At 47.6% G+C, this 21,558-nt stretch carries 20 protein-coding genes and 1 tRNA gene; 20 read left to right on the top strand and 1 reads right to left on the bottom strand.

The window, feature by feature from the left end; genetic code table 11:
- Positions 1–46: 46 nt before the first annotated feature.
- Entirely contained in the window at positions 47–466 is a 420-nt protein-coding gene (locus DRW41_RS21545) for a S1 domain-containing RNA-binding protein (RefSeq protein WP_053368687.1), read from the top strand.
- 303 nt (positions 467–769) lie between these two features.
- Here DRW41_RS21545 and DRW41_RS21540 read toward each other — a convergent pair.
- Positions 770–843 (bottom strand) — tRNA-Met (locus tag DRW41_RS21540).
- A gap of 183 nt (positions 844–1,026) precedes the next feature.
- Here DRW41_RS21540 and spoIIE point away from each other — a divergent pair.
- From spoIIE to lysS, 19 genes are all read left to right on the top strand, one after another.
- Entirely contained in the window at positions 1,027–3,534 is a 2,508-nt protein-coding gene (gene spoIIE / locus DRW41_RS21535; protein ID WP_245959522.1) for a stage II sporulation protein E, read from the top strand.
- A 67-nt stretch (positions 3,535–3,601) separates the two neighbouring features.
- Positions 3,602–4,339 carry a VWA domain-containing protein gene (locus DRW41_RS21530; RefSeq protein ID WP_115454070.1) on the top strand — a complete coding sequence of 246 codons (738 nt, stop codon included), beginning with the start codon at positions 3,602–3,604 and terminating at the stop codon, positions 4,337–4,339.
- Positions 4,311–5,279, top strand: coding sequence for a serine/threonine protein kinase PrkT (prkT, locus tag DRW41_RS21525; RefSeq protein ID WP_439330895.1), 969 nt, complete (start codon positions 4,311–4,313; stop codon positions 5,277–5,279). The genes DRW41_RS21530 and prkT overlap by 29 nt, the downstream gene beginning before the upstream one ends.
- A gap of 137 nt (positions 5,280–5,416) precedes the next feature.
- Positions 5,417–6,826 (top strand): tRNA lysidine(34) synthetase TilS, encoded by a 1,410-nt coding sequence (tilS, locus tag DRW41_RS21520; RefSeq protein ID WP_115454068.1) that lies wholly within the window; start codon positions 5,417–5,419, stop codon positions 6,824–6,826.
- 1 nt (position 6,827) lies between these two features.
- On the top strand, positions 6,828–7,373 hold the full coding sequence (gene hpt, locus DRW41_RS21515) for a hypoxanthine phosphoribosyltransferase (RefSeq protein ID WP_115454067.1): 546 nt from the start codon (positions 6,828–6,830) through the stop codon (positions 7,371–7,373).
- 108 nt (positions 7,374–7,481) lie between these two features.
- Positions 7,482–9,464, top strand: coding sequence for an ATP-dependent zinc metalloprotease FtsH (gene ftsH / locus DRW41_RS21510; protein ID WP_115454066.1), 1,983 nt, complete (start codon positions 7,482–7,484; stop codon positions 9,462–9,464).
- Positions 9,465–9,686: 222 nt separating this feature from the next.
- Positions 9,687–10,475 (top strand): type III pantothenate kinase, encoded by a 789-nt coding sequence (locus DRW41_RS21505; protein ID WP_115454065.1) that lies wholly within the window; start codon positions 9,687–9,689, stop codon positions 10,473–10,475.
- Between the two features lie 101 nt (positions 10,476–10,576).
- Positions 10,577–11,455, top strand: coding sequence for an Hsp33 family molecular chaperone HslO (gene hslO, locus DRW41_RS21500; protein ID WP_115454064.1), 879 nt, complete (start codon positions 10,577–10,579; stop codon positions 11,453–11,455).
- A gap of 23 nt (positions 11,456–11,478) precedes the next feature.
- Positions 11,479–12,363 carry a peptidyl-prolyl cis-trans isomerase gene (locus tag DRW41_RS21495; protein WP_115454063.1) on the top strand — a complete coding sequence of 295 codons (885 nt, stop codon included), beginning with the start codon at positions 11,479–11,481 and terminating at the stop codon, positions 12,361–12,363.
- Positions 12,364–12,570: 207 nt separating this feature from the next.
- Positions 12,571–13,497 (top strand): cysteine synthase A, encoded by a 927-nt coding sequence (gene cysK, locus DRW41_RS21490; RefSeq protein WP_115454062.1) that lies wholly within the window; start codon positions 12,571–12,573, stop codon positions 13,495–13,497.
- An 89-nt stretch (positions 13,498–13,586) separates the two neighbouring features.
- Positions 13,587–15,011 (top strand): anthranilate synthase component I family protein, encoded by a 1,425-nt coding sequence (locus DRW41_RS21485; protein ID WP_115454061.1) that lies wholly within the window; start codon positions 13,587–13,589, stop codon positions 15,009–15,011.
- Positions 15,008–15,595, top strand: a complete 588-nt coding sequence (gene pabA, locus DRW41_RS21480) for an aminodeoxychorismate/anthranilate synthase component II (protein ID WP_115454060.1) — start codon at positions 15,008–15,010, stop codon at positions 15,593–15,595. Before DRW41_RS21485 ends, pabA begins: the two co-directional genes overlap by 4 nt.
- Entirely contained in the window at positions 15,595–16,470 is an 876-nt protein-coding gene (pabC, locus tag DRW41_RS21475) for an aminodeoxychorismate lyase (protein WP_115454059.1), read from the top strand. The genes pabA and pabC overlap by 1 nt, the downstream gene beginning before the upstream one ends.
- Positions 16,467–17,309 carry a dihydropteroate synthase gene (folP, locus tag DRW41_RS21470; protein ID WP_115454058.1) on the top strand — a complete coding sequence of 281 codons (843 nt, stop codon included), beginning with the start codon at positions 16,467–16,469 and terminating at the stop codon, positions 17,307–17,309. Before pabC ends, folP begins: the two co-directional genes overlap by 4 nt.
- The gene (gene folB / locus DRW41_RS21465) at positions 17,302–17,661 is read left to right on the top strand and encodes a dihydroneopterin aldolase (protein WP_115454057.1); all 360 of its coding nucleotides are present in this window, start codon (positions 17,302–17,304) and stop codon (positions 17,659–17,661) included. The genes folP and folB overlap by 8 nt, the downstream gene beginning before the upstream one ends.
- Complete coding sequence (gene folK / locus DRW41_RS21460; protein WP_115454056.1) at positions 17,662–18,189, top strand: 2-amino-4-hydroxy-6-hydroxymethyldihydropteridine diphosphokinase; 528 nt, start codon at positions 17,662–17,664, stop codon at positions 18,187–18,189.
- On the top strand, positions 18,141–18,350 hold the full coding sequence (locus tag DRW41_RS21455; RefSeq protein WP_115454055.1) for a helix-turn-helix domain-containing protein: 210 nt from the start codon (positions 18,141–18,143) through the stop codon (positions 18,348–18,350). The genes folK and DRW41_RS21455 overlap by 49 nt, the downstream gene beginning before the upstream one ends.
- A gap of 32 nt (positions 18,351–18,382) precedes the next feature.
- On the top strand, positions 18,383–19,381 hold the full coding sequence (dusB, locus tag DRW41_RS21450; protein ID WP_115454054.1) for a tRNA dihydrouridine synthase DusB: 999 nt from the start codon (positions 18,383–18,385) through the stop codon (positions 19,379–19,381).
- Positions 19,382–19,635: 254 nt separating this feature from the next.
- On the top strand, positions 19,636–21,120 hold the full coding sequence (gene lysS / locus DRW41_RS21445; protein ID WP_115454053.1) for a lysine--tRNA ligase: 1,485 nt from the start codon (positions 19,636–19,638) through the stop codon (positions 21,118–21,120).
- The last annotated feature ends 438 nt before the right edge of the window (positions 21,121–21,558 follow it).

Genomic DNA, 21,558 nt, shown 5'->3' with positions numbered 1-21,558 from the left:
AGCAAGACTGATTTTTTTTATATTTTTAAGGAGGAAGTTTCTTTTTATGTCAATCGAAGTAGGCAGCAAGTTACAAGGAAAGGTAACAGGGATCACTAATTTCGGAGCGTTCGTCGAGCTGCCGGAAGGTTCAACAGGATTAGTCCATATCAGTGAGGTCGCTGATAATTACGTCAAGGATATCAATGATCACTTGAAGGTTGGCGATATGGTTGAGGTAAAAGTCATCAATGTTGAAAAGGATGGGAAGATTGGCCTCTCCATAAAAAAAGCCAAGGACCGTCCTGAACCGCAAAGGTCTTACACGCCTCGTCCTCGCCAAGGAAGGGCAAATGACCGGAATGCAAGGCCGGAGAATTTTGAATCGAAAATGGCCAAATTCCTCAAAGATAGCGAAGACCGCTTATCTTCCCTGAAACGGAACACCGAATCAAAACGTGGTGGTAGAGGGGCCAGAAGAGGCTGACTTGTTGCTGCTTATCAACCGATATTTATTATACCAGGCAGGCCCGATGGGTTCTGCCTGTTTTGTTGTCTCCGGTCCTGCATGTGCCTCTATAAATCAAGCGGGATTTTCATCATAAGTGCTGGTTTATTCCTTTAAACTCTGTAGGTTGTCGAGGAGCGGAGAACAACAACATTAAGAAAAAAGCATACTATCTGATGTAGAATCGAAATGCGGGAATCATCCTATTCCCGAAAATAAAAAGGCCTTCCCCAAAAGGGAAGGCCTTTGCTGCCAAACAAATTATTGTTTGGAAAAGATGTATAGCGGCGGAGGGGATCGAACCCCCGACCTTACGGGTATGAACCGTACGCTCTAGCCAGCTGAGCTACACCGCCATTTTAAAGCACAAATTATATGATACATAGTTTGAAATAGAGTGTCAATACATTTTTTGAAATTGACTGATGGATTTGTCTGGCAGCTTTTGCCCAACCGTGGCGGCCGGTGTGAAATGCGTCGAAGAATTCCATGGTTGACCATCTAGATTTTGACAATGTTTGGATGCTTGTCCCTTTATAATGAAGCACAATAACCAGACGACGGGGGAGTGTGTTTTATTGGAAAGGGCAGAACAAACAGTAATGGACCATGTAACAGGATCCGGCATCCGTCCTAAATGGGGTTTGGCGGAGGCGTTTGGAAAACTGCGGTCCAAGGCGGAAAAGCTGATTTTGAAAAAGGGGTATTTCCTTGTCCTTGTCGGTTTTTTGCTAGGACGCGCTTTGATACTGGCAAAGTTGGCGCCTTTTAGCCTCCCCTTTTTCGCCGCGGTATATTTTATAAAAATGGAACGGGCCCCGCTGGCGCTTTTTGGCCTTGTCGCCGGTGCTGTAACCATCTCGGTGGGACATGCGGCATCGACTTTCGCCATGGTTTTCCTGTTTTTGGCGGTCTACAGGCCCACCAGGAAATGGGTGGGGAACCAGGCCAGGGCAATCCCTTATTATATCGGCGGTTTGCTGTTTGCCGGAAGGATTGCTGAACGCTTTATACAAGCGGAGACCCTTTCAGTTTACGATTTGGTAATGGCCGGTATAGAAGGAATCCTTGCCTTCGTCCTTTCATTGATTTTTATGCAGAGCGTGCCATTGGTCACAGCCAATAAACGGAAACAGCCTCTTAAAACAGAAGAAATTGTCTCTTTGATTATCCTCCTTGCCTCCATTATGACCGGAACAATCGGATGGATCGTTTATGGTTTGTCGATTGAACATGTGATGTCCAGATATTTGGTCCTCCTGTTTTCCCTTATCGCGGGTGCGGCGGTTGGCTCAACCGTCGGAGTTGTCACAGGCCTTATTTTCAGCCTGGCGAATGTTTCGAGTTTTTCCCATATGAGCCTTTTGGCATTTTCAGGCGTACTCGGCGGTTTGCTGAAAGAAGGGAAGAAGGCTGGCGTTTCGCTTGGGCTTCTTGTAGCAACCCTTTTAATTGGGATGTATGGCGAAACCGGCATTAGCCTCGAGTCCACCATGCTGGAAACCTCGGCCGCAATCCTGCTTTTTTTCCTGACCCCCACATCTTTAACCGCAAGAATTGCAAAGTACATACCGGGGACCCCGGAACACACAGCAGAACAGCAAAAATATATGAGGAAAATGCGGGATGTCACCGCAAAACGGGTAGCACAGTTTTCAAATGTGTTTGAAGCGCTTTCGAAAAGCTTTTCCCACCATGAAGACGATTTGGGCGAAGAAGAAAAGGAATTGGATTTCTTTTTAAGCAATGTTGCTGAAAAGACTTGCCAGACTTGTTTTAAAAAGGAGCATTGCTGGACAAGGAACTTTACTACAACATATGGCTATATGGAAGAAATTATGCTTCAAATGGACCAGTCAAAGGCAACGATTCCGCCAAAGCTGGCCCGTGAATGGGAAAAACTCTGCTCCAGGCCGAAGAAGGTAACCGAAGCAATCCATCAGGAACTCGCTGTTTACCAGGCAAACCAAAAGCTGAAAAAACAAGTAAAGGAAAGCAGGCGCCTCGTCGCTGACCAGCTTCTCGGGGTTTCGGAAGTGATGGGTGATTTCGCGAAGGAAATCCAGCGCGAACGTGAAAACCTCCATAAACAGGAGGAGCAGATTATGGAGGCGATCCAGGATTTCGGCCTGCAAATTGAACATGTGGAGATTTATAGCCTTGAACCAGGGAATGTGGATATCGATATGGCAATCCCCTATTGCAATGGGCATGGTGAGTGTGAAAAACTGATTGCCCCGATGCTGTCCGACATACTCGGCGAAACCATTATTGTCAATTCGGAGGAATGCGGCGCCTTTCCACATAGTACTTGCCAGGCTACTTTTCGGTCAGCGAAAACATTCATCGTGGAAACAGGCGTGGCATATGCCGCCAAAGGTGGCGGATTGGTTTCCGGGGACAGTTTTTCGACAATGGAACTTGGAAGCGGGAAATACGCCGTCGCTATCAGCGATGGAATGGGGAATGGCGAGCGAGCCCAGGTCGAAAGCCGGGAAACGCTCAAACTCCTTCAGCAAATCCTCCAGTCTGGCATTGAAGAAAAGGTGGCCATTAAATCAGTAAACTCCGTCCTCGCCTTAAGGACAACGGATGAAATATTTTCAACACTCGACCTTGCTGTCATTGACTTGCAAAATGCTTCGGCAAAATTCCTGAAAATCGGTTCAACCCCAAGTTTCATAAAACGCGGGAGAAAGGTAATGAAAATACAGGCTAACAATCTTCCGATGGGAATCGTACAGGACTTCGATGTCGATGTCGTGAGCGAGCAGCTTAAGGCAGGCGATTTATTAATCATGATGAGTGACGGCGTTTTCGAAGGGCCAAAGCATGTTGGGAATTATGAAATGTGGATGAAACGCAAAATCAATGAACTTGAGACTGAGGATCCGCAGGAAGTGGCAGATTTGATAATGGAAGAAGTCATCCGCTCCAGGTCGAACAAAATCGAGGACGATATGACTGTGGCTGTCGCAAAAATAAAGCACAACACCCCCAAGTGGGCCTCAATTCCTGTTCACGGAATCAAAAAGAAGCAGGCCTAAGGGGAGTTGGTATAAATACCTCCTATTGCGTCGAAAATGGTAACATTTAACGATTGGAGGAGATGGGATGAATACAGGGACAATCAGGCAGCTTTTAGTAATTACCGATGGGTGTTCCAATCAGGGGGAAGATCCAATCGCAATGGCGGCCCTCGCAAAGGAACAAGGCGTCACGGTCAATGTCATCGGCGTGATTGAGAAGGATACAATTGATGGACAGGGGATGAAGGAAATCGAGGGGATTGCCCTGTCCGGAGGCGGTGTGAGCCAGGTGGTCTTTTCCGAGCAATTGTCGCAAACGGTCCAAATGGTAACGAGGAAAGCAATGACGCAAACCCTGCAGGGAGTGGTAAATCAGGAATTAAGGCAAATTTTCGGAAGTTCGAAAACACTCGAAGACCTCCCTCCGGAACAAAGGGGAGAAGTCCTTGAAGTTGTCGATGAGCTTGGAGAGTCTGTTGATTTAGAGGTGCTGGTTCTTGTCGATGTGAGCGCGAGCATGAAACATAAGTTACCGACAGTCAAGGAAGCCTTGCTCGACCTTTCGCTAAGTTTGAATGCCCGTTCAGGGAAAAATCAATTTTCCGTGTTAGTATTTCCCGGGAAACGAGGAGAAACCGACGTTATCCTTAATTGGACGCCAAGGCTGGAATCAATTAGCTCCATCTTCCCGATGCTGGCAGCCGGTGGGATTACCCCGACAGGCCCTGCCATCCGGGAGGCAATCCGTATGTTCAATGAAAAAAGCGCGTTAAGGAGACTTTTGGCTGAAAATGATGAATCCTTCTTCGAAGAGTCCATGTAGATTCAGGCCCGGGGCAGTCATAGCAGGGAAGTGGCACAGGAATGAATATGTCCTTGTGAAAGAATTGGGCAATGGCGCGAATGGAGTCGTTTATCTTGTTAAAAAAGGCAACACGGAAGCCGCTTTGAAAATCAGCGGCAATGGGGTCTCGATTACTTCGGAGGTCAATGTCCTACAGTCTTTCGCCAAGGCCCGGGGCCATGCCCTTGGGCCTTTGCTGCTTGATGTTGATGATTGGATTTCCCCGGAAGGCAGGTTCAGTTTTTATGTAATGGAATACATAAAAGGGCCGGGACTTCAGCAATTCCTTTCTTATAAAGGAAGGGAATGGATGCATGTCCTATTGCTCCAGCTATTAAATGACTTGGACCTTCTACATAAAAGCGGATGGGTGTTCGGGGATTTGAAGCCGGAAAACCTGATTGTCACAGGCCCCCCGCCGAGAATACGCTGCATTGACGTAGGAGGGACTACAAAAATTGGCAGGGCCATCAAAGAATATACCGAATTTTATGATCGGGGTTATTGGGGCCTGGGATCAAGAAAAGCCGAACCATCCTATGACCTATTTGCTGTTGCGATGGTTATGGTCGCTGCCGCACATAAGGGGAATTTCCGGAAAGCGGAGGGGGGAATTGGGCAATTGTTAACGGCTGTCCGTAATAAGGAGGAACTCCTACCCTATGAGCATGTCTTGTCAAGCGCGCTCCTGGGCAAATATGCCTCCGCCAGGGAAATGAGAAACGAACTGCTCGGATGTATCGCTCCCCCAAAGCCGGAAAGCACGGTTTCTGCTTCAAAGGCACCTTCGTCCACTCAGCCGTTAAAGCGCCATTCCCCTGGTAAAAATAAAAAAAATAGTGGGAAAAGAGAAACGTTTTATGTAATTTCATTCATGGCACTTCTTTATCTTGTCTATATTGTTGTACAATTGTCTTGATTGTTTTGTTCCTATTTTCACAAGCAAAAATTGTGACGAAGTTGTAATAAGTGAAACCTTTATTCGTTTTAATCGTATAAAACAAAGCTTGCCGCCTTTAGGGCGGGCCTAATCATTCATTTTAAGGAAGAATTAACATGCTTGAGGAAAAAACTGAGGCAATTTTAAAGAGGAAATCGGTTTCCTTGAAAGGCGCCAGCATCCTTGTTGGCGTTTCAGGCGGCCCCGACTCGATGGCTTTACTCCATTATTTATGGGAGAGAAAAAATAGTTTGGGGATGGAACTTGCCGCGGCCCATGTCGATCATATGTTCCGCGGGGATGAATCGCTTGGAGACGCTCTTTTTGTGAAAAACTATTGCGAGGGGCGCGGAATACCTTTTGAGATGGCAAGGGTGAATGTCCCTGAATTAATCAGCCTTACCGGAAAAAACAGCCAGGAAGCCGCCAGGGATGCAAGGTACGGTTTCTTTCGGGAACAGATGGAGAAGCGCCGATATACCTTTCTTGCCCTGGCCCACCACGGCGATGACCAGATGGAAACAATCCTGATGCGCCTGAATCGGGGCACTACGGGGAGAGGGAGGGCTGGCATTCCGTTTATGAGGCCCTTCCAAAACGGATTGATCATCCGCCCGTTTCTCGGATCGTCCAGGGAAGAAATCCTCGATTATTGCCGCAGAAAAGGCATCGAGTACCGCATCGACCCAAGCAATCAAAAAGATGTTTATAGCAGGAACCGCTTCCGGAAGACACTCCTTCCTTTTTTAAAAAAGGAAAATCCCCATGCGCACGAACATTTTCAGCGTTTTAGTGAGGAGATTGAGAGCGATGAAGCGTATTTGGAGGAATTGGCTGCCAGCCGGATGGTTACAGTAATTAAAAGCAGGGAAAGAGGGAAAGTAGTACTGGATATACTGGCTTTTCTTGGGATGCCAATGCCTTTACAAAGAAGAGGTATTCAACTAATATTAAACTATCTTTATGAAGGAAAGCATGATTCTCTGGCTGCCGTACATATTGATCAAGTGATTTCCCTGCTGAACCGTCCTCATCCATCCGGAAAGCTGAATTTCCCCGGCGGATTAAACGTCACCCGTTCCTACTCTGAGTGTATTATCCATTTTGGGCGTCTTGAGAAGATGGCATTCAGGATTGAAATGGACCATCCTGGGAAAGCGGTGCTGCCCACTGGCGCGGTAGTCTCAATTGAGCTGGCGTTGGACGCTGAACAAGGTGCCGGGCCGGGATGCTCATATTTGCCCGTATCCGAAGTATCATTCCCGCTTATCATAAGGACAAAGGAAAATGGAGACAGGATGACGCTGAAGGGAATGGAAGGCACAAGGAAGCTGAAGGACATCTTCATTGATAACAAGGTACCGGTTTCCGAACGGGAAACATGGCCTGTCATAATGGATAGCGCCGGCCGAATCGTCTGGCTGCCCGGGCTGAAGAAATCCGCCCTGGATTCCGCGGGGAACCCCCGGGATGGCTATCTGAAGCTTTTATATAATAAGAAACCTACATCTGGGGGGCACATGTAAAATGAGAAACGATATTGAAAAAATCCTGATTTCTGAAGACGATATCCAGGAGAAAGTCAAGGAACTGGGAGCCCGTCTGACGGAAGATTATCAGGATAAATTCCCGCTGGCAATCGGAGTTTTAAAAGGGGCGATGCCTTTTATGGGCGATCTCCTTAAAAAGATGGATTGCTATCTTGAAATGGATTTTATGGATGTTTCCAGCTACGGGAATTCGACGGTTTCTTCCGGTGAAGTGAAAATCCTGAAGGACCTGGATACATCCGTGGAGGGAAGGCACCTGTTGATCATCGAAGATATCATTGACAGCGGCCTGACACTCAGCTATCTTGTTGAACTGTTCCGCTACAGGAAAGCGAAATCCATTAAAATTGTCACCCTGCTTGATAAGCCGTCTGGAAGAAAGGTTGATATTAACGCTGAATACGTGGGGTTCAAAGTTCCGGATGCCTTTGTTGTCGGGTATGGGCTGGACTATGCGGAAAAGTACCGAAACCTTCCATATATAGGGGTTTTGAAGCCGGAAGTGTACAATAAGGCGGAATAGGCAAAACTTTTAAGTGAATCGTGCATGCTTCAAGCACTTTGGTTGAAGCGGCATCATGAATATGCTACTATTTTATATACTGTTTTCCACCGTGGGAGGAGGTAAGGGATGAATCGGATATTCCGCAACACCATCTTTTATTTATTGATATTTTTGGTTATCATTGGCGTCGTTAGCTTTTTTAACGGGAACAATGAACCAACGGATCATATATCGTACGACCAGTTTATTTCCCATTTAGAAAAAGGTGAAATAAAGTCGGTCACCCTGCAGCCGGAGCGTGGCGTTTATGAGGTTCGCGGCCAGCTTAAAAATGCAGACAAGGACAAATTCTTCCTGACATATGTCCCGAACAGCGAACGGATGCTGAGCCGTATTGACGAAGCGGTTCCCAATATGAAGATCGAGGCGATGCCTGCGAAAGAAACAAGCGGCTGGGTCACTTTCTTTACATCCATTATCCCGTTTGTAATCATTTTCATTCTTTTCTTCTTCTTGCTAAACCAAGCGCAGGGCGGCGGAAGCCGTGTCATGAACTTTGGGAAAAGCAAGGCGAGGCTTTATAACGATGACAAGAAAAAAGTCCGCTTCAAGGACGTAGCGGGAGCGGATGAAGAAAAGCAGGAATTGGTTGAAGTAGTTGAATTCCTGAAGGATCCCCGCAAGTTTTCCGAGCTTGGCGCGAGGATTCCAAAGGGCGTCCTGCTTGTCGGCCCTCCGGGAACCGGTAAAACGCTGCTGGCCCGTGCGGTAGCCGGGGAAGCAGGCGTGCCGTTCTTCTCGATCAGCGGTTCCGATTTCGTTGAGATGTTTGTCGGCGTGGGTGCGTCCCGTGTCCGTGATTTGTTTGAAACTGCAAAGAAAAATGCTCCGTGCATCATCTTTATCGATGAGATTGATGCGGTCGGACGCCAGCGCGGCGCCGGACTTGGCGGCGGCCATGATGAGCGCGAGCAGACCCTGAACCAGCTCCTTGTAGAAATGGACGGCTTCGGGGCAAATGAAGGAATTATTATCATCGCGGCGACCAACCGCCCAGATATCCTCGACCCAGCACTTCTGCGTCCTGGCCGTTTTGACCGCCAGATCACAGTTGACCGTCCGGATGTAAGGGGCAGGGAAGCGGTTCTTAAAGTCCATGCGCGGAATAAACCGCTTGATGAGTCTGTCAATCTAAAAAGCATTGCGATGCGTACTCCGGGATTCTCCGGCGCGGATCTTGAGAACTTACTGAATGAGGCGGCGCTAGTCGCGGCCCGCCAAAATAAAAAGAAAATTGATATGATCGATATTGACGAAGCAACGGACCGCGTCATTGCGGGACCGGCCAAGAAAAGCCGTGTCATATCCGAAAAAGAACGCAGGATTGTCGCTTTCCACGAAGCTGGCCACACAGTCATCGGCATCATGCTGGATGAAGCTGAAATGGTCCACAAGGTAACGATTGTCCCGCGCGGCCAGGCTGGCGGATATGCAGTCATGCTTCCTAAGGAAGACCGCTATTTCATGACAAAGCCGGAGCTTCTTGATAAAATTACCGGCCTTCTCGGAGGACGCGTCGCCGAAGAAATCGTGTTTGGCGAAGTGAGCACCGGAGCGCATAACGACTTCCAAAGGGCAACCGGAATCGCAAGGAAAATGGTTACCGAATACGGCATGAGCGACAAGCTCGGACCGCTGCAGTTCGGACAGCCTCAGGGCGGACAGGTATTCCTTGGGCGCGATCTACACAATGAACAAAACTATTCCGACAAGATCGCCTATGAGATTGATATGGAAATCCAGAACTTCATTAAACAGTCCTATGAACGCGCGAAGACGATCCTGACGGAAAACCGTGACAAGCTCGACTTGATTGCCAATACGCTTCTTGAAGTGGAAACACTCGATGCTGAAGGCATCAAGCACTTGGTTGACCACGGAAGGCTTCCGGACGGAAAAGTTCCCGCCAACTCGACTCCCGCCGAAATCAAGAACACACTTGATGATGTGATTATCAACATTTCAGGCAAAAAGGAAGACGAAGGCAATTCAGGGACTCCAAAAACAACCATTCTCAAGCCTGAAGAAAATAGGGATGAGGAAAAATAACTTAAGCCACCTGCAGGGCGCCGCTCATTTCAGCGGCGCCCTTCTTGTTTAACCAAAAAACAAAACCGGATTTTTTATGCGAAATGGGGCGCTTGGCCTTTTCTATCCCGAAATGGTTTGTGATATGATGTTTTCAGTAAACCTGCAAACTTGGGCAGTGAGGCCGCTTTACGATAAAGGGGCTTTTCGGTCCTGGTTAAATTCCATGGAGTGGTGAGTCAATTGATCTTCGTATTTGATGTGGGAAATACAAATATCGTTTTAGGGGTATATAAGGGGGAGGAACTTCTCCACCATTGGCGGATTGAAACAAACCGGAATAGGTCTGAAGACGAATACGGAATGCTGATTAAGTCCCTATTTGACCATTCGGACCTTTCTTTTGGCGATATTGAAGGAATTATTATATCCTCTGTCGTTCCGCCAATTATGTTTTCGCTTGAAAGAATGTGCTCGAAGTATTTCAGGCTTAAACCTTTGATTGTCGGCCCTGGCATAAAGACGGGCCTTGACATAAAATATGAAAATCCGAGGGAAGTGGGGGCTGACAGGATTGTGAATGCGGTCGCAGCCATCCATGAATATGGGAGCCCGCTAATCATTGTCGATTTCGGCACCGCTACAACCTATTGCTACGTAAACGAGCATAAACAGTATATGGGCGGGGCGATTGCTCCCGGCGTCGGCATTTCGACTGAAGCACTCTATTCACGGGCCGCAAAACTTCCGCGGATTGAAATAGCGAGGCCGGAAGGAATTATAGGCAAAAATACCGTTGCTGCCATGCAGGCTGGGATTGTGTATGGGTATGTCGGCCAGGTTGAAGGCATAGTGAAACGGATGATGGCCAATAGTTCCAAGATGCCGACGGTCATTGCAACGGGAGGCCTCTCCAATTTGATTGCCGAGGAATCAAAAATCATTGACATCGTTGATCCATTTTTGACCTTAAAAGGGCTGCATTTAATCTATAAGCGTAATATGGATACACTAAACAGGCATGAATCATAAAGGAGGGCTTACCAGGCTGAAGTGTTGCCTGACGAGTCCTTTTGAGCTTGCGGGCTTTGTCCGACAGCTTCGAGAACGACCAGCGAGAAAGGAGCAAAAGTATGAATGACTATCTAGTAAAAGCACTGGCCTATGGCGGCCAAATCAGGGCATACGCCGTCAGAAGCACAGAAACGGTGGCGGAAGCACAACGCAGGCATTATACATGGCCGACAGCGTCAGCGGCGCTTGGCCGGGCGATGACAGCAGGTTTGATGATGGGCGCCATGCTGAAGGGCGAAGATAAACTGACGATTAAAATACAGGGTGGAGGCCCTATCGGGAACATCCTTGTCGACAGCAATGCAAAAGGGACGGTTAGGGGCTATGTGAGCAACCCGCAAACCCATTTTGACCTAAATGAACAGGGCAAGCTTGATGTCAGGCGGGCGGTTGGTACAGACGGCACCCTTACGATCGTGAAGGACCTTGGGTTGAGGGATTTTTTCAGCGGATCGGTTCCTATTGTATCGGGAGAGTTAGGCGAGGATTTCACCTATTACTTTGCTTCATCTGAACAGGTTCCTTCCTCTGTGGGGGTAGGCGTACTTGTCAACCCGGACAACACAATATTGGCAGCTGGCGGTTTTATTTTTCAGCTTATGCCGGGAACGAGTGATGAAACAATTTCCCGGATAGAGGAGCGCCTCAAAACGATTACACCAATTTCAAAAATGATCCAGCAAGGATTGACTCCGGAAGAAATTCTTATAGAGTTGTTTGGAAAGGACGAGCTTTCGATCCTCGAAAAGATGCCAGTCCGCTTTGAATGCACTTGCTCCAAAGAACGATTCTCGGACGCTATCGTATCGCTCGGGCAGTCCGAAATTTCAGACATGATCGAAGAGGATGGAATGGCGGAAGCCCATTGCCATTTTTGCAATGAAAAATATCATTTTTCAAAAGAAGAGCTTGAAGCGCTGAAGAGAGAAGCGAAGTAAGGCTCTATATCGGGAGAGGGAAAATGAAAACAAGGGAATTATGGTTGGTGATTGCTGCTTTAGTTGTCCTGAATGCCCTAACTTTCTTCTATTTTTTGTCCAGGTCTGAAACGGCTTCCGGTTTCCATAAAGATAGTGAAACGGTCGCGAAAGTCGGGAAGGACACCATTTCGAGGGAAGAATGGCTGAATGAGTTGGAAGCGCGCTACGGCAAAGATACGCTGAGGGATTTAGTTGACAGGGAAGTCGTCAGCCAAATGGCCAAGAAATACAAAATTACCGTCCCAAAAGCAGATGTGGAAAGGGAGCTTAGGATGTTCCAGACTGCTTATGGCGGGTCGTCTTCAAGCAAGGGTGAAGATTTGGAGAGATGGAGAAAGCAAATCGAACTCTCGCTTTTACTTGAAGAAATTTTAACAAAGGATGCGGTTGTATCCGAATCCGAGATGAAAAGCTATTTTGAAAAAAACAAAACTCTTTATGATGTCCCTGCAGCTTACCGCCTATCCCATATTGTAATCAAAACGAAAGACGAAGCGGACCAGGCCATTAAGGAACTTGAAGGCGGTTCGGGATTCGAAACGCTTGCCAGGGAAAGGTCCGAAGATGAATTCACTGCCGGGGAAGGCGGAGACATCGGCTTTATCCAGGCGGGGGATGAACGCTATCCCGATGAATATACCCAAACTGCGCAAAAGCTTAAAATCGGCCATTGGAGCAAGCCGATTAAAATCGGCGAAGGTTATGCGATTATAAAGCTTCATGAAAAAATAGCTGAAAAGAAATATTCGTATAAAGAAGTAAAGCATGAAATCCGGAGGCAGATAGCACTTGCCCAGCTTGGAACGCCTCCTTCCGCGGCGGCGCTTTGGGATGAAGCGGGAGTGGACTGGTTTTTTGGAAAATAGGCGTGTGTGCTATTGACCCGATTCCAGGAGCCTTATTTTAAAAATATTCTTCAAAATTGGGAAGGCTTTGCATACATTGGCTATGCGAAGCCTTTTTTCTGTTTTTTGCCCTTGGATTTGGGGAAACTAAAATATTGACAGTTTCCAGGCGAATTGTTACATTCTATATAAAACCAATAAAAATACTCGGAATAAGGAGTGGGACGAATGGCAAGTGTCGCAAACTCGATTGCCGAACTAGTGGGCAACACACCGATTGTTAAGCTGAACCGGCTTGTGGAGGAGAACAGCGCAGAAGTTTATTTAAAGCTGGAATACATGAATCCGGGAAGCAGCGTAAAGGACAGGATTGCTTTGGCGATGATTGAAGCCGCTGAAGAGAAAGGCGATTTAAAGCAAGGGGATACTATAATCGAACCAACAAGCGGCAATACAGGCATTGGCCTGGCGATGATTGCGGCCGCAAAAGGTTATAAGGCCATCCTCGTAATGCCCGAAACAATGAGCATGGAGCGCCGCAACTTGCTCCGCGCTTATGGAGCGGAACTTGTCTTGACCCCAGGGCCTGAAGGAATGGGCGGAGCAATCCGCAAGGCCGAGGAGCTTGCAAAGGAAAATGGCTATTTCATGCCGCAGCAGTTCAAAAACGAAGCAAACCCTGAAGTCCACAGAAGGACAACCGGAAAGGAAATCGTCGAGCAAATGGGCGGCCAACTTGATGGGTTTATTTCGGGGATTGGAACAGGCGGAACGATTACCGGCGCGGGCGAGGTGCTTCGCGAGGCCTACCCGGACATTAAAATCTATGCGGTAGAGCCATCCGATTCACCTGTCCTATCTGGCGGAAAACCTGGCCCGCATAAAATCCAGGGAATCGGCGCGGGATTCGTACCGGATATCCTTGACACAAACATTTATGATGAAATCATCAAGGTTGAAAACGAGCAGGCATTCGATTATGCCCGCCGCGCGGCGAAGGAAGAAGGCATTCTCGGAGGGATTTCATCCGGCGCGGCTATTTACGCGGCGCTGAAGGTTGCGAAAGAACTTGGAAAAGGCAAAAAAGTCCTGGCAATTATCCCAAGCAACGGCGAACGTTACTTAAGCACTCCTCTTTTCCAATTTGAAGAGTAGAACATTCGATTTTTAAGCATGGGCGCAACTTTGCGGCTCATGCTTTTTTCATTGGCTCACTTCTTGTATGATGTAGAAGATACGGGAAAATGGGAGTGAGTTATTTGGGGAAAGACGTCCATATCAAAAAAATCAACTTGTCCGCGGATAAGTTTTTTCAGCAATATAAACAAATTTCAAGTGAAGCCAGCCATCATGTCCTTTTGGAAAGCGGCCGGGGCGGGCGCTACAGCATAGCGGCCTTTCATCCCTACGCAATTGCCAAGTCAAATGGCTGGAATAGCCTTGAGATCATTGAAGAAGGAAAACCCGCTGCTGTGGTTGAAGGAAACCCGCTTCATGGGCTGAAATCCTATATGGCTAGTTTCAATCTTAAGGCGGAGTCGACGGCTCCCCTTGCCACAGGCGGAGCAATCGGGTACATAAGCTATGATTATGCAAGGTACATTGAAAAACTTCCGAATCTGGCAAAGGATGAGCTTAACGTCCCGGATGTCTATTTCCTGCTTCATAAAGAATGGTTTGTCCTTGATTTGCATGAAAATACTCTAAGTATGTACTTCCTTTATGACGAGGAAAACACTGAAGGGCTCGCGGAACGAATTGAGGAATGGGAAGCAAGGTGGAATGGGGCCGGTGCCGGTCGAGAGAAACAGACGGATACCGGTGCCGTCGAGGAAAGGGAAGTATCCATTGGAGAAACGGATTTTATGGAGGCGGTCGAAAGGGTTAGGGAATACATCTCGGCGGGTGATGTATTCCAGGTAAACCTTTCTGTCAGACAGACGAAGCCAATCGGCATTCCTGCGCTGCAGGTGTACGAAAAGCTTCGCGAAGTGAATCCATCCCCGTATATGGGATATTTCCATACTCCCGAGTTTCAGCTTGTAAGCGGATCGCCTGAGCTTCTTGTCAAAAAGCTGGGGGACGAAATCAGCACACGCCCGATTGCCGGTACAAGATCCAGAGGAGAGAATGAAGAAGAGGACCAGCGTTTGGCCAATGAATTGATAGAAAGTGAAAAGGAACGCGCCGAGCATGTGATGCTCGTTGACCTGGAACGGAATGACATCGGCAGGGTCAGTGCCTATGGATCGGTGGAAGTGAATGAATTCATGGTCATTGAAAAATACTCGCATGTCATGCATATTGTTTCGAATGTCCGGGGGAAAATCACCCGTGATAAAGATGGCTTCGATTTAATTGACGCGGTTTTCCCTGGCGGTACAATTACTGGGGCGCCAAAGGTTAGGACGATGGAGATTATCGAAGAGCTTGAACCGTCACGGCGCGGCCCATACACCGGTTCGCTTGGTTGGATTGGCTTTAACGGGGACCTCGAGCTTAACATCATGATCCGGACGATGCTTGTAAAAGACGGACAGGCCCATGTCCAGGCGGGAGCCGGGATCGTCATCGACTCAAATCCGAAATATGAATATAAAGAGTCTTTGAAAAAAGCAAGGGCGCTATGGAAAGCGAAAGAGCTTGCGGAAACGGGTGACAGCAAATGATCTATATGATTGATAACTATGATTCCTTTACCTTTAATCTTGTCCAGTATTTGGGCGAGCTTGGAGAAGAATTGTCAGTAAAGCGGAATGATGAAGTTACCTTGGAAGATATCGAAAAGGCCAGTCCGTCAATCCTGATGATTTCACCGGGGCCTTGCAGCCCGACTGAAGCCGGGATAAGCCTTGAGGCAATTTCCTATTTTGCCGGCAAAATTCCCATCTTTGGCGTTTGCCTTGGCCATCAGGCAATCGCCCAGGTGTTCGGCGGAGACGTTGTCCGCGCGGAACGGCTAATGCATGGAAAAACATCGCCCATCCACCATGATGGGAAGACGATTTTTGAAGGAATTCCCAATCCGTTTCAGGCAACCCGCTACCATTCCCTAATTGTTAAAAGAGAAACGTTTCCCGGATGCCTCGAGATTTCGGCTTGGACGGAAGAAGGGGAAATCATGGCTCTTCGCCATAAAACGATGGCAATTGAAGGAGTCCAATTCCATCCTGAGTCCATTATGACAGGCCCTGGGAAACAGCTGCTCGCTAATTTCGTCGCCGCCCATACTATTAAGGCGGGGAAACAGTAATGTACATATGGCATAACGGCATTCTTGTCAAAAAAGAAGAAGCGGTAATTAGCCCATTTGACCATGGCTTTCTGTATGGAGTGGGACTATTTGAAACCTTCAGGGTCTACGGAGGCCATTGCTTTTTGCTGGACGACCATATTGAAAGGTTGAATGCGGGGCTTGAATTGCTAGAGATCGGCAAAAAAGTAACCCGGGATGAAGCGGAAGGCGCGGTAAAGGAACTCCTATCGGCGAATGGCTATTCCGATGCCTATATCCGTTTTAATGTATCGGCCGGGATTGGCGAAATCGGCCTTCGCTCCGAACCTTATGAATCACCGGAAGTGCTTGTTTTTTCCAAGCCGCTCCCTCCGGCTGGCCGATTGCAGGAAAAGGGCGGAAAAATCCTGTCACTCAACAGGAATACACCCGAGGGGCGCGAACGGCTAAAATCGCATCATTATTTGAATAATCTACTCGCTTGGCGGGAAATCCGCAACTCACCAGGGATGGAAGGGATTTTCCTGACAAGGGAAGGCTATATTGCGGAAGGAATCGTCTCCAATATATTCTGGGCCAAGGGAGGCATCCTCTTTACTCCCTCGTTGGAAACGGGGATACTGTCCGGGGTTACCCGCGGGTTTGTCATGGAATTGGCCATGAAATCCGGAATCGAAGTACGCGAAGGGTTTTACCCTCTCGATGAGCTTCTTTTGGCGGATGAAGTATTTTTTACGAACTCAATCCAGGAAATTGTCGCCTGCCCAAGGATTGGGGATGCTAAATTTGAAGGTATGAATGGGCATCTAGCCCGTTATTTGCACGGCAGGTATGCCGCCTGCCGCGAATCATTTTACACCATGAGAGAAATCGGAACGGAGGATGAAAAATGAGTAATGGAAATGGAAAGATCATTTGCGGAAACCATGTACTTGATTATGGCAAAAAGACAATTGTAATGGGGATATTGAATGTGACCCCGGACTCATTCTCGGATGGGGGAAAATTCAATGCGGCCGACCGCGCGGTTGCTCATGCCCGTGAAATGGTAGAGTACGGGGCCGACATCATTGACATCGGAGGCGAATCAACCCGACCTGGCCACGAACCGGTTTCCCTTGAGGAAGAACTGGAAAGGGTCATCCCGGTTATTGAGGCGTTGAGAAAGGAACTTGATGTGCCGATATCGGTGGATACATACAAAGCAGAGGTCGCAAGGCAGTCGTTGATGGCAGGCGCCCATATCGTAAACGATATTTGGGGGGCAAAGGCTGAGCCGGATATCGCAAAAGCCGCAGCAGAATTTAACGCTCCAATCATCCTTATGCATAACCGGGACAACCGCGATTATGAAATCTTCACACGGGATGTGTTTTCAGACCTTTACGAAAGCATACGGATTGCAAAAGAGGCGGGAGTAAAGGATTCACAAATCATTCTTGATCCAGGGATTGGTTTTGCCAAGGATCTCAAGGAAAATATCGAAATGATGCAAAACCTCGATACACTCGTCGCCTTGGGCTACCCGGTCTTACTCGGGACATCACGCAAGAGATTCATTGGCACTATACTTGATTTGCCGCCTGAAGAAAGAATGGAAGGAACGGGCGCGACAGTTTGCTATGGAATCCAAAAGGGCTGCCAAATAATTCGCATTCATGATGTAAAGGAAATGGCAAGGATGGCGAAAATGATGGATGCTCTGATGGGAAGGGGGAGAGCGGATGGATAAAATTCACGTAAATAAAATGGAATTCTATGGGTATCATGGCGTATTCCCTGAGGAAACAAAATTGGGCCAGCGATTTATCGTAGATCTTGCGGTTTCCCTCGATTTAAGGGACGCGGGAGAAACGGATAATCTTGAATCGTCTGTTAACTATGCCGACCTTTACCGGGTTTCCAAAGAGGTCGTCGAAGGCAAGCCGTATAAATTAATAGAGGCGGTTGCCGAAAGGATTGCCTCAAGGATTCTTCAGGAGTTTTCGCTCATTGAGGAAGCAACGGTCAAGGTCATTAAGCCCGATCCCCCGATTCCCGGCCATTACGAGTCGGTAGCGGCGGAGATTACAAGGAGAAGGTAAATGGTTCACAAAGCATTCCTATCGCTGGGTTCAAATATTGGCGACCGCTTACAGAACCTTCTGGCCGCGGTCCGTTTACTGGATAGCCACCCATCCATAAATATGGTAAATTGTTCCTCCGTGTACGAAACGGATCCAGTTGGTTATGAAGACCAGGACATGTTTTTAAATATGGTGGTCGAATTGACAACTGATTTGTCCCCGTACGAACTGCTTGATGTATGCCAAAAGGCTGAACATTCACTTGGGAGAAAAAGGGAGCTGAGATGGGGGCCGCGGACAATAGACCTTGACATTCTTCTCTTTAACCAAGAAAATATTGAAACAGAGAAGCTTTATATTCCCCATCCCCGGATGGCGGAACGTGCGTTTGTGCTTGTGCCTTTGTATGAAGTTGCCGGAAATATTCATCTTCCAGGCAAAAGCGAACCTCTTGGAGTTTTGGTGGATCGTTTGCCTGATAAAAAAGGAGTACGGATATGGAAGCGGATAAATGGGGAAGACGGATTCGTGCTTTCAGAAAATTAAAAGGATACACCCAGGATAGCTTTTCGAAAGAGCTTGGAGTGTCAGTCTCCGTACTTGGCGAAATCGAAAGAGGAAACCGGATGCCGCCCGCCGATATTCTGAGGAAAGCCTCGCAAGTGCTGCGTGTCAGCATAGAAGATATTGCTCCGCCTGAGGAGTAAACATACATGTTTTAGAAAGGGAGGCCGTTAAAATGTTGAAAATTGGCGATATTATTATGAAGAATCCAGTTGTACTGGCGCCAATGGCCGGTGTTTGCAACTCGGCTTTCCGGCTCACTGTAAAGGAATTTGGGGCGGGCCTTGTCTGCGCTGAAATGGTCAGTGACAAGGGCATTCTTTTCAAGAACGAGAAGACAATGAACATGCTCTATATAGATGAGCGCGAAAAGCCGCTCAGCCTTCAGATTTTCGGAGGCGAAAAAGACACGCTGGTCGAGGCCGCGAGATTCGTTGACAAAAATACTAATGCCGATATTATCGATATAAATATGGGATGCCCGGTCCCTAAAATCACAAAATGTGACGCAGGGGCGAAATGGCTTCTGGATCCCGACAAAATATATGAGATGGTTTCCGCTGTGGTGGATGCCGTGGAAAAGCCGGTTACCGTCAAAATAAGGATAGGTTGGGATGACCAGCATATTTTTGCGGTGAAGAACGCCCGCGCGGTCGAACGTGCCGGCGGCAAGGCCATTGCCCTCCATGGGCGCACACGTGTCCAAATGTACGAAGGCAAAGCGAACTGGGATATCATCCGTGAAGTGAAGCAGTCGGTTAACATCCCTATCATTGGCAATGGGGATGTTGAGACCCCTCAGGATGCCAAGAGGATGCTTGAAGAGACCGGCGTCGATGGCGTGATGATTGGCCGCGCAGCTCTCGGGAATCCTTGGATGATTTATCGGACCGTTAAGTACCTTGAAACAGGCGAACTTATGGGAGAACCATCCGTTCGCGAAAAAATGGATGTGTGCATCCTGCACCTTGACCGCCTGATTGCCCTAAAGAACGAAAACGTCGCTGTCCGCGAAATGCGTAAGCACGCCGCATGGTATTTAAAGGGGATCAAGGGAAATGCGAGGGCCCGCACTGCCATCAACGAATGCAATACAAGGGAGGACCTTGTTGTAGTATTGAACGGCCTCGTTGCCGAAGCGGAGGAAATGGAAAGCCAGGCAACCGTCGGATAATTAGAAATGCAAGATTAATGCCGGAAAGCCGACAAAAGCGCTCCGTCCATCCAATAAGGAAAGGCTGCCAGTAAAAAATCTGGCAGTCTTTGTTGTATTTTTGTTATTTTTATTATGTCCCTTGCAGAAAGTTTGTGTACAATGGTACTAATGTCTCTTTTTATGCGAAATTGTCTAAACTGCATAAAAGTACTTAAATGTTAAAAACTAGCGCGGGCACATACCGCACTATATAAATAGGGAGCTGAAAACAGATGAGCCAAGAGGAATTAAATGACCAGCTGCTGGTCAGAAGGGAAAAAATGAATGAAATGCGCCAGAAAGGGATAGACCCATTCGGCAAAAAATTCGATCGCAATGCAACAGCGAAGTCGCTTATTGAACAATACGGCGGCCTCGACAAGGAAGAGCTTGAAACGAAAGAGGTTTCCGTTTCCCTTGCAGGCCGTGTTATGACGAAACGCGGAAAAGGAAAAGCCGGTTTCGCGCATTTAAAAGATTTAACCGGCCAAATCCAGATTTATGTCCGGAAGGATGAAGTCGGCGACAGCCAGTATGATCTGTTCAATTCAACTGACCTGGGCGACATCATCGGGGTTACAGGCACGCTCTTCAAAACACAGGTAGGCGAGCTATCCATAAAAGTTACTGAATATACATTCCTGACAAAGGCCCTGCGTCCGCTGCCTGATAAGTTCCATGGCCTAAAAGATGTTGAGCAGCGCTATCGCCAGCGTTACCTTGACCTGATCATGAGTGATGAAAGCAAAGCTACCTTTGTGATGCGAAGCCTAATCCTCCAATCGATGCGCCGTTATCTTGATGAAAAGGGCTACCTAGAGGTCGAAACTCCAATGATGCATTCAATTGCCGGAGGAGCATCCGCCCGCCCGTTCATCACCCACCACAACGCGCTTGATATGGAATTGTTCATGCGGATAGCCATTGAGCTCCATTTGAAGCGGCTAATTGTCGGAGGTTTGGAAAAAGTATATGAAATCGGCCGCGTTTTCAGGAATGAAGGGGTCTCAACCAGGCATAACCCGGAATTTACAATGATTGAACTTTATGAAGCATATGCGGACTATAAAGACATCATGAAACTCACTGAAAATCTGATTGCCCATGTCGCCCGCGAAGTTTTGGGAACCACCCTCGTCAAGTATGGTGATTATGAGGTCAATCTTGAACCGGAATGGAAGAGGCTTCATATGGTCGACGCCATTAAAGAACACACAGGGGCCGACTTCTGGAAAGAAATGAGTGTAGAAGAAGCTCGGGCACTCGCGAAGGAGCACGGGGTCGAAATTACCGAGCATATGCTGTACGGGCATATCGTCAATGAATTCTTTGAGCAAAAAGTTGAAGAAAAGCTTATTCAGCCTACTTTCATTTATGGGCACCCTGTGGAAATTTCCCCACTTGCGAAAAAGAACGAGGAAGATCCGCGGTTTACAGACCGTTTTGAATTATTCATCGTAGCCCGTGAGCATGCCAATGCCTTTACGGAACTGAACGACCCGATTGACCAAAGGGAACGCTTTGAAGCGCAGCTGAAAGAGCGTGAACAAGGGAATGATGAAGCGCATGAAATGGATGAGGATTTCATCGAGGCCCTTGAATATGGAATGCCGCCAACAGGTGGGCTCGGAATTGGGATTGACAGGATTGTCATGCTGCTGACCAATTCCCCATCGATCCGTGACGTTCTGCTGTTCCCGCTAATGAGGCATAAATAATACGGACAAATCCGCTGAAAGTCACAGCCGCTCGCTTCGTAGTGCTAACCGAATGTTATTATTCCGGTGGCGGGGTTATAATAAGATAGAAAGCCGAAACGCCAGCTGCCTTTACCGGAGCTGGCGTTTTTATTTTGCCGTATGCCTGGACCGAGGCTTATATATACATGCTTCGGGCAAAAGGAATTTTAACCGAGTGGGGGAAAGATACAAATTTGGGATATTAATCTTAAGTGAATAAAGAAAAAAACTGTTGCAAGGTATAATTAAAGGTGTTATATTTGTAAATGTTGCTGCGACGGCAACAAGCCAACAAGAAAGAAATTAAAAAAACTTGTTGACTTCAGGTTAACAACCTGGTAGAATAATAAAGTCGCCTTTGAGAGGCGGCGTTAATAATTGCTCTTTGAAAACTAAACAAACAAGCGTCAACAAACA

The sequence above is a fragment of the Neobacillus piezotolerans genome (assembly GCF_003362805.1).
Taxonomy (GTDB): Bacteria; Bacillota; Bacilli; order Bacillales; family Cytobacillaceae; genus Bacillus_D; species Bacillus_D piezotolerans.
Note: the sequence above shows the minus strand (reverse complement) of the source record. Positions and strands in the feature narration are given on the sequence as shown.

Excerpts from the sequence above, each read along its gene's own strand:
- cysK (WP_115454062.1), top strand. The coding sequence starts at position 12,571 with ATGGCAAGTGTCGCAAACTCGATTGCCGAACTAGTGGGCAACACACCG.
- spoIIE (WP_245959522.1), top strand. The coding sequence starts at position 1,027 with ATGAAGCACAATAACCAGACGACGGGGGAGTGTGTTTTATTGGAAAGG.
- prkT (WP_439330895.1), top strand. The coding sequence starts at position 4,311 with ATGAATCCTTCTTCGAAGAGTCCATGTAGATTCAGGCCCGGGGCAGTC.
- lysS (WP_115454053.1), top strand. The coding sequence starts at position 19,636 with ATGAGCCAAGAGGAATTAAATGACCAGCTGCTGGTCAGAAGGGAAAAA.
- pabC (WP_115454059.1), top strand. The coding sequence starts at position 15,595 with ATGTACATATGGCATAACGGCATTCTTGTCAAAAAAGAAGAAGCGGTA.
- folK (WP_115454056.1), top strand. The coding sequence starts at position 17,662 with ATGGTTCACAAAGCATTCCTATCGCTGGGTTCAAATATTGGCGACCGC.
- DRW41_RS21455 (WP_115454055.1), top strand. The coding sequence starts at position 18,141 with ATGGAAGCGGATAAATGGGGAAGACGGATTCGTGCTTTCAGAAAATTA.
- tilS (WP_115454068.1), top strand. The coding sequence starts at position 5,417 with ATGCTTGAGGAAAAAACTGAGGCAATTTTAAAGAGGAAATCGGTTTCC.
- folB (WP_115454057.1), top strand. The coding sequence starts at position 17,302 with ATGGATAAAATTCACGTAAATAAAATGGAATTCTATGGGTATCATGGC.
- hslO (WP_115454064.1), top strand. The coding sequence starts at position 10,577 with ATGAATGACTATCTAGTAAAAGCACTGGCCTATGGCGGCCAAATCAGG.
- DRW41_RS21495 (WP_115454063.1), top strand. The coding sequence starts at position 11,479 with ATGAAAACAAGGGAATTATGGTTGGTGATTGCTGCTTTAGTTGTCCTG.
- DRW41_RS21545 (WP_053368687.1), top strand. The coding sequence starts at position 47 with ATGTCAATCGAAGTAGGCAGCAAGTTACAAGGAAAGGTAACAGGGATC.
- dusB (WP_115454054.1), top strand. The coding sequence starts at position 18,383 with ATGTTGAAAATTGGCGATATTATTATGAAGAATCCAGTTGTACTGGCG.
- hpt (WP_115454067.1), top strand. The coding sequence starts at position 6,828 with ATGAGAAACGATATTGAAAAAATCCTGATTTCTGAAGACGATATCCAG.
- DRW41_RS21530 (WP_115454070.1), top strand. The coding sequence starts at position 3,602 with ATGAATACAGGGACAATCAGGCAGCTTTTAGTAATTACCGATGGGTGT.
- ftsH (WP_115454066.1), top strand. The coding sequence starts at position 7,482 with ATGAATCGGATATTCCGCAACACCATCTTTTATTTATTGATATTTTTG.
- folP (WP_115454058.1), top strand. The coding sequence starts at position 16,467 with ATGAGTAATGGAAATGGAAAGATCATTTGCGGAAACCATGTACTTGAT.
- pabA (WP_115454060.1), top strand. The coding sequence starts at position 15,008 with ATGATCTATATGATTGATAACTATGATTCCTTTACCTTTAATCTTGTC.
- DRW41_RS21485 (WP_115454061.1), top strand. The coding sequence starts at position 13,587 with ATGGGAGTGAGTTATTTGGGGAAAGACGTCCATATCAAAAAAATCAAC.